Source organism: Paraburkholderia phenoliruptrix, from assembly GCF_047325075.1.
Classification (GTDB): domain Bacteria; phylum Pseudomonadota; class Gammaproteobacteria; order Burkholderiales; family Burkholderiaceae; genus Paraburkholderia; species Paraburkholderia phenoliruptrix.
The window spans coordinates 3456069-3469015 of record NZ_CP168531.1 but is presented as its reverse complement, the minus strand read 5'-3'; the positions used below and the strand labels follow the sequence as shown (position 1 = coordinate 3469015).

11 protein-coding genes and 1 pseudogene are annotated in these 12947 nt (G+C 59.1%); 6 read left to right on the top strand and 6 right to left on the bottom strand.

From position 1 onward, the window contains the following. The first annotated feature begins 91 nt into the window (after nucleotides 1-91). Nucleotides 92-619 carry an inorganic diphosphatase gene (gene ppa / locus ACEN8U_RS27345; protein ID WP_013587567.1) on the top strand — a complete coding sequence of 176 codons (528 nt, stop codon included), beginning with the start codon at nucleotides 92-94 and terminating at the stop codon, nucleotides 617-619. 312 nt (nucleotides 620-931) lie between these two features. Further along, nucleotides 932-3055: an FUSC family protein gene (locus ACEN8U_RS27340; protein ID WP_310105964.1), complete on the top strand. Its 2124-nt coding sequence runs from the start codon at nucleotides 932-934 to the stop codon at nucleotides 3053-3055. A gap of 9 nt (nucleotides 3056-3064) precedes the next feature. Here ACEN8U_RS27340 and ACEN8U_RS27335 read toward each other — a convergent pair whose 3' ends face one another. The 6 genes and pseudogenes from ACEN8U_RS27335 to ACEN8U_RS27310 form a co-directional block, all read right to left on the bottom strand. Beyond that, entirely contained in the window at nucleotides 3065-3394 is a 330-nt protein-coding gene (locus ACEN8U_RS27335; protein WP_310105967.1) for a GIY-YIG nuclease family protein, read from the bottom strand. 9 nt (nucleotides 3395-3403) lie between these two features. Beyond that, nucleotides 3404-4309: pseudogene (locus ACEN8U_RS27330) on the bottom strand (GNAT family N-acetyltransferase); the annotation flags it as partial. A gap of 604 nt (nucleotides 4310-4913) precedes the next feature. Then, entirely contained in the window at nucleotides 4914-6758 is a 1845-nt protein-coding gene (locus tag ACEN8U_RS27325) for a hypothetical protein (protein ID WP_413658059.1), read from the bottom strand. Nucleotides 6759-6760: 2 nt separating this feature from the next. Beyond that, complete coding sequence (locus ACEN8U_RS27320; RefSeq protein ID WP_413658057.1) at nucleotides 6761-7276, bottom strand: ABC-three component system middle component 2; 516 nt, start codon at nucleotides 7274-7276, stop codon at nucleotides 6761-6763. After that, nucleotides 7273-8400, bottom strand: coding sequence for an ABC-three component system protein (locus tag ACEN8U_RS27315; protein ID WP_413658055.1), 1128 nt, complete (start codon nucleotides 8398-8400; stop codon nucleotides 7273-7275). Before ACEN8U_RS27315 ends, ACEN8U_RS27320 begins: the two co-directional genes overlap by 4 nt. Before the next feature lie 281 nt (nucleotides 8401-8681). Continuing rightward, complete coding sequence (locus ACEN8U_RS27310) at nucleotides 8682-8918, bottom strand: helix-turn-helix domain-containing protein (protein ID WP_413658053.1); 237 nt, start codon at nucleotides 8916-8918, stop codon at nucleotides 8682-8684. 182 nt (nucleotides 8919-9100) lie between these two features. Here ACEN8U_RS27310 and ACEN8U_RS27305 point away from each other — a divergent pair, with 182 nt between their 5' ends. The 4 genes from ACEN8U_RS27305 (at nucleotide 9101) to ACEN8U_RS27290 (ending at nucleotide 12228) form a co-directional block, all read left to right on the top strand. Further along, nucleotides 9101-9586 carry a hypothetical protein gene (locus ACEN8U_RS27305; RefSeq protein WP_413658051.1) on the top strand — a complete coding sequence of 162 codons (486 nt, stop codon included), beginning with the start codon at nucleotides 9101-9103 and terminating at the stop codon, nucleotides 9584-9586. Between the two features lie 197 nt (nucleotides 9587-9783). Then, a complete protein-coding gene (locus ACEN8U_RS27300; RefSeq protein ID WP_413658049.1) occupies nucleotides 9784-10644 on the top strand; it encodes an excisionase family DNA-binding protein in 861 nt (286 codons plus the stop codon). Between the two features lie 348 nt (nucleotides 10645-10992). After that, complete coding sequence (locus ACEN8U_RS27295; RefSeq protein WP_413658047.1) at nucleotides 10993-11625, top strand: RNA 2'-phosphotransferase; 633 nt, start codon at nucleotides 10993-10995, stop codon at nucleotides 11623-11625. Nucleotides 11626-11796: 171 nt separating this feature from the next. Next, nucleotides 11797-12228: a putative phosphothreonine lyase domain-containg protein gene (locus ACEN8U_RS27290; protein ID WP_413658045.1), complete on the top strand. Its 432-nt coding sequence runs from the start codon at nucleotides 11797-11799 to the stop codon at nucleotides 12226-12228. Nucleotides 12229-12947 lie beyond the last annotated feature (719 nt).

Genomic DNA, 12947 nt, shown 5'->3' with positions numbered 1-12947 from the left:
ACCATTCGAGGCGAGTTTCGCCGTATCGCTATCGCTTCGAGCCCGCGCGCCGCATGCCGTGCTCCGAATTCCATCTGACCAGAGAGCGCTCATGAGCTTCAATAACGTCCCCGCAGGGAAAGACCTTCCGCAAGATTTCAACGTCATCATCGAAATCCCGGCGCAAAGCGACCCGGTGAAGTACGAAGCCGACAAGGACCTGGGCCTGCTCGTCGTCGACCGTTTCATCAGCACCGGCATGCGCTATCCGGCCAACTACGGCTTCATCCCGCAAACGCTGTCGGGCGACGGCGATCCGGTCGACGTGCTGGTGATCACGCCGTTCCCGCTGCTGGCCGGCTCGGTGGTGCGCGCACGCGCGCTCGGCATGCTGCAAATGACTGACGAATCGGGCGTGGACGCGAAGCTGATCGCCGTTCCGCACGACAAGATCTGCCCGATGACCGCGAGCCTCAAGTCCATCGACGACGTGCCGGCGTACCTGAAGGACCAGATCAAGCACTTCTTCGAGCAATACAAGGCGCTGGAAAAGGGCAAGTGGGTGAAGGTCGAAGGCTGGGCCGACATCGACGCCGCACACAAGGAAATCAGCGAAGGCGTGGCGAACTACAAGAAGTAAATCGCCGTCTCGGTCGCCGATGTCATTCGCCTGGGCGTCGGGCGGGGCCGGGTCATCGGTTCGTTGACCGCGGCGCATGCAGCAGAAAACCGCGCGAGCCTGCCCAAGGCCGCGCGGTTTTTTGTTGCGCCCCGGCCGGGCAAGGCTGCCCGCCAGGCAGCGCCCAACCTCACGCCCGCTCGCATAGCCGAAACGCATCGCGTGGATGAACCAAAGCCATTTTTATATCCTGGTGTAAACCCTTAAGATTCGTGGCTCGTGGTTGCCGCTCCGGCGCCGCTCACACGCCCGCTTCAGGAACCCACCGTCCGGATGATGAACCGCAAGTCGCACCCGCCGTCTTTCTCGCCCCGCTGGTCGAATCGGCTGTATGCGATCGCTTCGGCGATCTATCGCAAGCGGCCGGTGTGGATGGTGTCGTTTTCCGCCAGCGAGGCGAGCCTCTCCGAAGGCTTGCGGGCCGCGTGCGCATCGACGGCCATGCTGGCGATGGGCAACCTGCTGCACGACCCGACTTTTGCATGGGCGGCCATCGGCGCGTTCTGGACCTGTCTCGCCGATGCCGCCGGTTCCAACCGCGCGCGCTTTGCGTCGATGATGGGCTTCGCGCTGCTTTCCACGCTATGCGGCGGGCTCACCGCCTTGGCGTCGGCGAGCGGAACGGCGGTCGCGGCGCTCGCCGTCCTCGTCTTCACGAGCCTCGGCGCGTTCGGCCGCATCTGGGGCGCGGCGACTTCGCAGGTGACGATTCTCGCCGCCACCGCCTGCGTCGTGATGGTCGACCGGCCCATGCGCGACGTCCGCGAAGGGCTCGCGTTTCTCGGCGTCTATCTGCTTGGCTGCCTGTTCGCGGTCGCGCTGAGCCTGACGGTGTGGCGCATTCATCCATTCGGCGCGAGCCGCGCTTCGTTGCGCACGGTGTATTGGCGGCTCGCGGACATTGCGCTCGACAGCGCCCGTCTGCTGCAGCAGCGCAGCACGCCGCGCGAGTGGGCGACCCATGCCGCGCAGTTTCGCGCCGATGCGCGCGCCGCGCTCGAGCGCTCGCGCAAGGCGCTGGCCCGCGTGCCGGCCACGCGCACCGGCGCGCGCGAGACATACGACACGCTGCTCGGCTTGCTGACCGAAGGCGAGGCGTTGTTCGCCTATCTGATCGCCGTCTCGGGCGCGTGCGAAAAGATGCCCGCCGGCGCGAACAATGAGCCGCCCGCGCGCCATACCGTGCGGGCGGCCCGTCTGCTCGCGGGCATGGGCGAACTGCTGCGCAACATCGGCGTGGACGCGAACGAAGCGCGCTGGACCCATCTCGCCCGGCTGCAGATGCGTTTGCGCCGGCTGGCCCGGCGTCTCGAACCCGCGCTGATGGAGCCGGTCAAGCTGAAGTCCGATTTCGAACTGGTCGACTTCACGCCGGTGCAGGCGCCGCCGCGGTTCGCCGGGAGCGTCGCAGTCACGCTCGCGCGAGTGTGGTCGACGCTCAAGGCGAATCTGTCTTTCGAGTCCGTGGGTTTGCGCCACGCGGCGCGCGTCGGCGTCACGACGACGGCCGGCTTTCTGGTGATTCGCGCGCTGGGTTTGCCGTTCGGCTACTGGGCGACCATGGCGACGCTGCTGATTCTGCAGCCGTCGATTGCCGCGACCTGGCCGCGCAGCATCGAGCGCGCGGCCGGCAGCATCGTCGGCGGCGTGCTGGCGGCAGGCATCGGCTATGCGATTCATTCACCGCTCGGCATTTCGCTCGCGGTCTTTCCGCTCGTCATGGCCACCATGGCATTGCGCCCCGTCAGCTATAGCCTGTTCGTGCTGTTCCTCACGCCGACGTTCGTGCTCGTCGCCGACTTCGCGACGCCCGGCGCCAGCGAGTTCGCGTTTGCGTTGACGCGCCTCGGCAACAACGTGCTCGGCTGCGTGCTGGCGCTCTTCGCCACCTTCTACCTGTGGCCGACGCGCGAGAAAACCGACTACCGCGCGTATCTCGGCGATGCCGTGCGCGCCAATCTCGCCTACCTGCTCGCCGCGCTGGAGTCGCCGCGCCGCAACGAAAAGGAGGTGGAGCGCCTGCGCAGGGCGGCGGGGCTCGGCAGCAACAACGCGGAGGAAGCGCTCGCGCGCGTTCGGCTGGAAAAGCTCGAGGACTCGATGGTCGATACCGTCACGCTGACGGTGCTGAGTCTGCTGCGCAAGATGGCGGGGACGGCGACGCAGCTGCGGCTAAGCGCCAACCGGCACGAACAGCACGATATGGACGCGCAGTTGCGCGCATGGGTCACGGGGGTCAGCGCGGATATCGAGGCCGCGCTGAATCGGACGATCGTGCCGCTGCGGCATGAGCTGCCCGCGCGCGCGCGCCTGAGCTCGCTCGAAGCGGACGCGGTGGGCGAGCTTGCATTGATGCAGCGTCTGCTTGCCGAACGGATGCGCGAAGCACGGGGTTAAGCGCCCGGCTTACGACGCATCGCCTTGTTTCGCGATGTCTTTGTCCTCGGCCGCCAACTCCGGCTCGGGCAACGGCAACACCGATTCCAGCGTTCGTTCGCCGGCCGCCAGCACGCGCTTCTGGGCCGGCGTGAGCCGCTTGACCCAATACTCGGCGCGCGAAGCGCTCGCGCGATCCGTCAGTTCGAACGACGCCAGCACGCGCAGGGGTTTGCGCGAACGCGTGTAGCGCGCGCCGAGGCCGCTCGCGTGCTTTTCGAAGCGCGCCGCGACGTCGGTGGCAATGCCCGTGTAGACGCTGCCGTCGGAGCATTCGAGCAGATAGAGAAACCACGCCATGGACGCGCGTCAGCCTTTGAACGGATTGTGTTCGCGCAGCTCGTCCACATACGCGTGGATGCTGTTCTTTTCATTGTCGAGGAAATGGCCGACCGCATCGGCGAAAGCGGGATGCGCGAGCCAGTGGGCCGAGCGCGTGACCGTGGGCAGGAAGCCGCGCGCCATCTTGTGCTCGCCCTGCGCGCCGCCTTCGAACGCGCCGAGCTTTTCTTCGATGCAGAACTCGAGCGGCTGATAGTACGCGGTCTCGAAGTGCAGGCACGGCACGTGTTCGAGCGCGCCCCAGTAACGGCCGTACAGCGTGCCGCCGGTTTTTGCGTCGCGCTGATAGACCACGAGCGAACTCGCAATCGGCTTGCCTTCGTATTCCGCGATCACGAGCAGCAGGTTCTCCGGCATCGACGCGCCGATCATGCGGAAAAAGTCGAGATTCAGATACGGGCTCGAAAAGTGCTCGCGGTAAGTCTGCCGGTAACACTTGCTGAAAAAACGCCAGTCGGCGTCCTGAATGTCCTCGCCGCGGATGCGGCGCATCGTGATGCCGGCGTCGCGCACCTTGCGGCGCTCCGCGCGAATGTTCTTGCGCTTCTTCTGTTCGAGCGTCGAAAGAAAATCGTCGAAGTCGCGGTAGCCGTCGTTCAGCCAGTGAAACTGCACGCCTTCGCGCTGCATCATGCCCATGTCGGTGAGCGCGTTCGCCTCGGCTTCGGTCGGAAACAGCACATGCAACGACGACACGTCGGCCTGCTCGGCGAATGCCATCAAGGTGGCCGCGAGATGCCGCAACGCATGGGCGTCGGCGGCAAGGAGACGCGTGCCTTGCACGGGCGTGAAGGGCACGGCGCACAGGAGCTTCGGGTAATACGGCAGCCCGTTGCGCTTGTAGGCGTCGGCCCAGGCCCAGTCGAACACATATGTCGTATCCGGAAAAGGAGTCGTTAGTGCTCGAGTAGGGTTTACATGCATTGAATCGTTAAGATTTCGAAGGCGACCGCAGGGCGCCGAGCTGCTTTTAGGTTGAGGGCAAGCATGCCCGAAACCGGGTGGGGGTCTGGGGGAGGGGACGAAAAAATATATCACAACCCGCGAAAAATAAATTGGGGTTTATCGATTTAGGCTCTACTGTTGACTCATCCCAAGGACTGCTCCGGAGATGATGCGATGGACGTAACTGCGCCAACTGTTGCAGACGTTATTATCGAATCCGACCGTGATTGTCGAATTTATGATTATTTGGTTCAGACATGTGGAATCGCACGGGTTACTAATGCAAGGAATCAGTTGCGGGGGCGGACGCGGCCTTACGTCTCTAATCTAGCGAAGATGCTCGGCGTGACGATTCCGGACGCCGTCGTTATTACACCGAGGGAGGAGGCTAAACGGCATCTCGCTGAAATAAAGAAGATTATCCGACCTGTTTAATAATCGACGTCAGTCTTTGCGGGTCTGTGTCGGGCCGCGCCGCACGGAAGTATCAGGGTTACCCGATTGCTCCAGTGGCATGCGCGGTGCGGGAATATCATTTTGTCGGAATAAATCCGGCGCGTTCATCTGCTTTCGCGTCTTCGCCTGCGAACCACTGATAATGAACTTCGGCGGCGATTTCGGTAGGCGGCTCTTTGTTTTCTATCACTATGACTTGTATATATTTTGAGGTCTTAGCGAGCGACTCCCAGAAAGCTGCTTCAATACCTGCGTCAAGCTGTCCGTTTTCTCCTTTCACAGTCTGGTTCTTTTTCTTCTTATAGCTTGTGAGCGGCGAGTCGATAACAATCAAGCCGGGATGCGGGCGATTGTTTTTTGCAGTGTATCGCAGAAGGCCAATAACAAACGCAGCGTATAGGATTGCCCGGACACCTTTGCCGGAGGACTGGCGCGGCTTCCCATCCACAATAATGTCGAACGCCTTTTCATCGAATTCGACACGCGGAGTTCCTTTCCATGCCCACTCGACCAATACAGCTTGAATCTCCGCGCAAAATTCCCCGAGCTCTTTCGGCGGAATGCCGGCCCAGGTTTGCTTCGGCGCGCCACTCTCGGCGAGGGCGGAATTAATGTCATTTTGGAGTTTGACCAAACTTTGCCAACGTTCTCGTTCGACTCGCGTAGCCTCGCGTTCAGTGTGTCGACTCACGAGTTGCTCGAGCCGCTGGGTCGTGAACTCCAAACGTGGGGCCAAAGTGCGACTCAACTCAGTATTCAACGATTGGAGCTCCGTGTCGATGATGCTTTTTTCACCTTCGACCAAGCCTTGACGAACTTCAAGGTCGCGAATCGCCGCCGCTAAGTCGGTTCGATGCGCGTGTATTTTTGCAGCTTCGGCCACGGCTGATTCTCGGATTGGTCGAGCGGCGGAATCCGGACTGTGCGAGTGACCGGGTGCCATTATTTGGTCACAAACAGGGCAAGGGACTTCCTGAAGCGCGTCGAAATAGAAAGAGCTTTCCGAAATGAAGTCCAACCTGTCCAGGTCAGAGGTGTACCGCTGGTCCAGCAGTCGATACCTCGAAAGAAGCTCACGGATGCCGAGCAGCTGAGAATCAGCTTTCAGGATATTGCGGGTTGCTTCTTGCGACTGGTCCTGGAGTGCATCTCGAGAACTAGCAAGATTCTCTAGTTCGCCACTCAGGCTACCAATCAGCGCGTCTAGCTCTGTGTCGTCTGTCGAGACTTCCAACTCATCGGGCAACGCGAAGCGCTCGTTCAGAGGTTGCAGCATCTCGTCCACAAGTTCGAGCTTTGCCTTCAGTCGCGCCTTCACTATTTCGTTCTTCTCACCGGCGGCCACGCTTTCATCGTCAATCCCAGTCAAGACGTACGAAAGCGCGCGTTTCCGGGCCGTGTCGCCGAATGCGGGCTTCCCCGTTACAGGCGAGTGTTGGTCGATGACAGAGACTTCGTCGACGAGGAAAAGCGGCTCAATCGTCCGGATGGTAAAGCGTTGAGTTTCGCCACCAACATTCTTCCGGAGGCGAGCTTCCTTGATGTCCGCAAACTGCAGCAGGACCGATGTGACGTCGGGGCCTTTGCTCACGCCTTTTCTTGTCGGCGCTATTTGCTCACCATCTCCCGAAATATCATCGACGGGTACCCGATATGCCATCAGATTGCCGCCATTCGTCGGGCGCACCAATGTGATGGTTTCATCGTTTGAGTTTACGAATTCGACGGCGAGATGAGTGTACGGCACCGCTTCGTCGACATGCTTCAACTTATCCGCTCCAAGGATGAAGTTGATGCATTCCAGGAGAAAGCTTTTTCCGGTGTCAGACTCACCCGCGAGCACGTTGGCGCCGCTGTAGAACTGGACGATTGCGTCTTCCAGCCCAGCTCCCCGGAGCAGAATCTTTCTGATTTGAAGCATAGTCAAAGTTCCAGTAAATCAACGGCGGTGAGGCGGTCGAACTCTGTGCCCCATCGTCCCACGTTTTGCGCCATGAAAGCCTCAAGCTCCTGGTCGGTGTAACGACCAAACCGGTCAATTATCCAGTTCGCTCTCGCGCCCAGTTCGTGCGCATAGGCAGATTTCAGTAGCTTGATGAACGCGGCCGTCATATCGGTAGCCCGGTACAAGAAGCCTTGCGGGGCAAAGACGATTTCAAGCAATTCCTTCGCTAGCATCTGGGTCAGCCCGGTGTGGACGACATTCCGCTTCACAAGCAGCTCCGTGCCTCGATGTGGCATCGCCGGATGCAAGCTGGCTGGACCATCATCCACGTCACCAGAGTGGACAAGCAGGTAGTCGTAGGATACGAGGCGCTCGAGGTCCATTGCGTGACCGCGTGCCGCGTTGAGGATGAACAGCGTCCGGAACCCATACTCCAAGGCTGAGTTGAACGGGCGGACTTGAGGCGTCCGGATTGGCTTGTCCGCGCTATTCATGGATTGCACCAATCGAGGATGTCTTCGTTTGCCATCTGGTGGCACATGCCTTCACGGTCTTTACCGGTTACATGGAGCGCCAGCGGGTGTGCTCCAAGTTGAATCGCTTGGGCGGCGGTCACTGTCGCCTTCAGGCGGTCCATCGGACTCCCGTTGGGCTCGGTGTATTGGTAGTACAGTCCGTCGCTGAATTCGGTCAGCAACGAATCGAAATAGGCCTGGTCCGCCATCTGGTCTCGAGCCAGCTCTTTGAGTCCCTCTGCGCTGTAGAACATCAGGCGAGAACGCTCGAATAAACGCGCGTGACGAGGGCTATGCTCGAAATCTGCGGTGTCAACGACCTTCGTGCCCAGAGCGTCGCCGATTACGCTGTACAACTGTTCGATGTACTTCGCCTCGTTTGCTGCGACCGTCGATGGTGGCGGGGGAGGCGGCGGCCTTTCCAGCAACGGGGCGCCGAACACCGTCAGGTGATATTTAGTTTGAGCGTGCTCGGCGATTAGGTCGTGAGGCTGCTTCGCGGAGAAGATGCTGAAGTCGAAGCCCAGGATGTGCTTCTTAAGCTTCGGCGTGAGCGCGATGGTCTGCTTCGAAGTTATGGACTTCGAGTAGTCATCCCAAGTATTAATCATCGCTTTCTGAAGGTCGGCTGGCACGTCCAGCAAGTCTTGGAACGGGGAGGTGACGCCCTTGTGCGTCACGAAAGAGTAGCTTTCGGGCACCGTGTAGTCGCCGATGTGCGTGTAGTACAGCACCTTCGCCATCTCGATGCCCGCTTTGGCCAAACCGAGCTTCGCGTCATAGTGCTTGCATTGGTAGAGCTGCCAGCGGCGTGGGGTTACGTTCGAGGCGTCGAGCCAGACGATAACATCTCGACCTTTATCCCCGGAGCCTCCGCGCGCTTGCACTTCGACCGCGTGGATTTGTTTTGCGAGGAAATCGCTCGCCCACTCGAGCGTGAATCGCTCGAAGTCCGCTGCGCTGAATTGGCCTAGGCGAGCCAGCGGGGTGACGGGAAGGCCATATCCCAGTCCCAGCATTCGAGCATTGGCACCGGGCCAAGGTGTTGGCGGCGGCAATGCGGATAGCGCGACGTTCCCGCTCGCTTTGGTGGTCTTTGCCAAAGTCCCCTCGGATATATGATTTTTTCGGTTTCAACCAAATCTTACTCGAACGAAGCGCATGCGAGAACGCCACGCATTCATCCGTGCCTGCTATGCAACCGAGCGAGTCCGATTACCGGCCAGCCTTGTCAGCGGGCAGGCTTTCACGACTCTGGCCCAAACTCAAAAAAAATTAAAATCTCTCGCTCTCGGCCAATCGCTGACCCTTGTGGTGCCCGACGACCTCTCCATCGTTTGGCCCACCACGAAACAGCCATCCAGCCTTTGAGACCTCTCCGTGGTTAAGGACCCAAGAGAACCACCGGGTCGACGTCGAGACCTTTAGCAAGTCTTTGGAGGTTGTCGACGGAGACGTTGGTTGCCGAACGCTCGACCTGACTGACATATGTCCGGTGAAACCCACACAGGTCGCTGAGCTGTTCTTGTGATAGTCCCTTTTCAGCACGCAGCTTTCGGACAGTGTTAGCAACGCGCCGGCGTAGGTACGGGTCGAATTCTTTGCGCTCGGTATTTGTCATGCACCGGAATTTCGCCTAAGGCTGAATTCCCGTCTACCGGCTATACGTCTACCGTTTTTACGTCTACTGGGTATACATCTCATTTGAAGGTGTCTATCATTACGCTGTGTTGTCGCTTCAACACCGGCGGATTGGTCGTCGGCATGCGATACGAACCTCTTTTCACGCTATACGAGGCGGGTATGGAATCCAGAAGAAGTAATGCGAGGCGCAGAGCCGTGATGTTGCGTTTGGAGAGCATCATGCACGCTACGGCGGGCAATACCATTCCAGAGACTCAACCGATAGCGGAGTCGGCCGCTGCGGCCAACATCGATTCTCTGGACATACTGGAAGTGCTTTTCATGCTCTGCAAAAAGGACGGGCTCCAGGTGACGGGCGACCCAAAAAGCGCGTTTGCGCATTTTGATGCGGGCACGCGCACTCTGCACGTGTACGCGCGGGATATGAACGCGGTCGACATCTCCTCGGACCCGAAAGCCACCATGCTTGCGGCCTTGGACTACGCCCAAGTGCAGGGTGCTAGCTTCGTGGTGGGTGACGGTTTCGCTGTCTGCACGGTAAAAGGCGTTACCGCTCATGGGTACACGTATGGGGAGGCTGCCGTGCGTGCACTTGCAAAACTGAAGGCCTCGCCAAGGTCCCAGACATCGACAGCCGAGACATAACGCAGACCCTGAGCCTGCCGCTTCGCGCGCCAAAAAGTCGGACACGATGGCGGGTTTCGGAGTTCGAGGGACTGACTAGTTGCTCCGCGGCGACGCCTGAGCGGTACGTTCTCAAACTAACTCTCGCCGCCATGAATCGAATCACGACCAAGAAAGTAGCAAGGCCGCGGCCGTCCCGTCAAAGACGAGCCGCTCCCTTGCTCGAAGAGACGCGGCTTGCACAGATAGACCACTTGATTGATTGTGCAGTTGTCGCTGCCCTGTTGGTCGACCCTAAAGGCTGGAACGCGCTTCTCGAACTGTCCGACGAGCAGCTCGGACGGATGTTTAAGAATCGCCTGTGGGAAGTCATCGGAGTGTCGACGACACTGAACCTAGACCTCCCTTTGATGCGTGACGAGGTCGCTAAGCTACGCAAGGGCGCTAGCAGTAAAAGGACGCTGAGAACATCTGAAAGCGAGGATGCGTTGCAGGGCGTGTCGGCACATTCCGAATCCTATGACCTCGTGCGTAACGGGAAGTTGGTGCGAATGGACGACTACCTCGGGGCTGCAGATGTCACAGAGAAGCAACTCAGGAAATCGCTGGCTTCGGATAAGGTCTTTAGCGTCGAGCTCGAAGGAGCGGTTTACATCCCCGGATTCTTTCTCTCCCCGTTGATTCATCACAACGACTTCACGAAGGTGATACGTAGCCTTGGTGACACGTCAGGTTGGGACAGGTGGGATTTCTTTACCACACCAACAGAGGCGCTTGCTGGTTCGACGCCGCTCCAATTTCTCGCGATTAACAAGGTCAAGCCGGTGCTGAAAGCGGCGGAGGACGTTGCGAACTCGCGGCAGGCTGACGCCAACGCTTTCATGTCCACCGGTGAAGCGGCGAAGCTGCTATTCGTTTCACGTCGATATGTTGTAAAGCTGCTTGAGCAAGGACGACTCAAGCTTCACCACAAGACGGGGAACAACCGATTCGTGACGAAAGCGTCAGCGCTGAAATTTCAAAGCGACCAGCGTGCTGCGGTAAAGAGGTACCAAGCCTCAACAGCTGACGAAAAATGAGCCGAATACGACTAGCTGAGTCGGACGCCAAATCAGGTGGGAAAAGGCGACCGAGACCACTGTCGACAATCGCCCAAGAAGCCACAAAGGCGGTCGTTGCGACCAGCGTCATGCTTCGTTAACTTAAGAGAGCAACATGCCTACGGAAAATGAACTCGATTGATTGCACTTCAAAAGTTCCACGAACTCGGCTTGGAGAGCGGAGATTTGGGATACGCATATTGGTACAGGGTCGGGCAACTCCTCCGACGAGCGTCTGGCATGCAAGTGCAGATAGATGAGCTCAGCAAAGAGCTGGAGCTGTGCCAGGCGAAGCAACGCGAGAGACGCTGAGAAGGATATTTCTTCATGGTACCGACGCTAAATACTGATACCCACATCGCGGCTGACCACATCGCGATAAGCAGACTTCTTTCGAAGGTTTTGCGACACGAACCCGAGATGATTGGCATTCAGCTCGACAGTCATGGCTGGGTATCCGTTGACGACCTCATACGCGCTATCGAACGTACTGCGCGTACTGCGGGCGCATCAAAGCGACTGAGAACACTGCCGATAGTGACTAGAGACGTCATTCTGGCGGTCATCGCTACGAGCGATAAAAAACGCTTTTCGCTTTCGCCAGATGGAACGCGAATACGCGCGGCGCAAGGCCACTCTGTCGAGGTGGACCTTGGATATGCCGAGATGGTGCCTCCAGCGATTCTTTATCACGGGACCGCTTGGAGCAACTGGGCAAATATTTCGAAAGAGGGGTTGACGCCTAGGACAAGGCACGCTGTGCATCTGAGCACGGATGTCGATACGGCAGCGCGGGTAGGTGCTCGCCACGGTCCGCCATTGGTACTCGTCGTGGCTGCCGCGCAAATGTATGCGGATGGCTACACCTTCTCCCGCTCGGATAACGGCGTATGGCTTACTCGGGTTGTGCCGGTGGCATACCTGTCAAAGTGGACGGACGAACGCGGGCCGAGCTCATGAGGCTGCGTTCGCGTGTCAAATCTCTCACGGCGAAACAGGTTCAAAGACGCGAGCTGCGTCGCGAGCGCGCGAGAGAGTCGCTATTCCCGGACCTCGTGTCCGGCCTACGAGATACGAAACTCGGAGGTGCGAGGAACGAGGCTGAATTTCTCCGACGGAACGAACCAGCATATGACCACACAAAGTGAGCGGTCCATCGGCGAGCGAATGTCTCGGGCTGCAGAGAGACCATCCGAAGACCTCAGCCGGTCATGGCACGTGAGCAAATCCCTTAGCTGCGGCATATGTTTCTCGAGTCCGACGACAGGCAAGTGGTGCATTTTTGTGCCTTCATCTGATGTCGACCTAGCATGGACCAAAGTTAGAGTCGCCGTAGAGGAAGATAAACTATTGTGTGCCAAAGTGTCCACCGCTCTGCGCAGCATTGGCCGCGATGGGCACGTCATCTGCGTCTACACACGTGACTGGGCCGATAGGCAGGACCTCATGCGCGCCCGCGAAGTGCTGAAGTCGCTGGGCTTCGTGAAGGAGCTCGGCTACAAGCGTGACATTGATACACGGAACAGGATTTACGGCTCTGGCGAGTGGTACCTACGTGCATAGCCAACCGCATAGTGTGGATACAACTCGGACGCCATGTGTTCGCGCTCTGCTGAGCGAATTCGCGAGCGGCGCGACGACACACGAGCCGTGTCCAATGGTCAGACCGACTCGGCAACTGCCACAGCTATAGAGGACGAAATGACGGACCGACGTGTGCCTGATGATTTTCCGAGAGAGCCGGACCTAGGTTCTGTAACCGGGGTTCAACCGAAACTTCTCGTTCGCGAAGTCGACGGGCGCTATCTCAGCGGTCTCACTGAAGAGCAGCTGCGGGTACGCTATGACGCATGTGAGGACCTTGCTAGTCAGCTATCCGCGTATGCGTCGCGAAAGATTGTCAGCTCCGGTCTGTCTCCCGACGTGGCATTGGCGCGGGCCGAGAAAGGCGTGAGATTGAAGGTCGACACTGGCGAATGGGACTTTTCGCAGCCAGAGGTGGAGTGGGTCATGAAGCGCACGCGGGAAATGCTACCGGCTGCGACCGATGACTAGCGAGCGCATCCGCTGAGAAACCGCCGCGCTGAAACATCGTTGGTCGCTCCTTGAGACAGCGTTGACCGCCAGCCGTTCGCCTTAGGGCGTTCGCTGACCATGCCAACGTCGAGCAGTGTCGCGCAACGCAACGCAAGGAGCGTCGACACGGAAACTGACTCGCGCATAACGGTGAGGACCACGGTGGCAGCGCAACGGAACAACTCATCGAAGTTGTTCACAGCTAT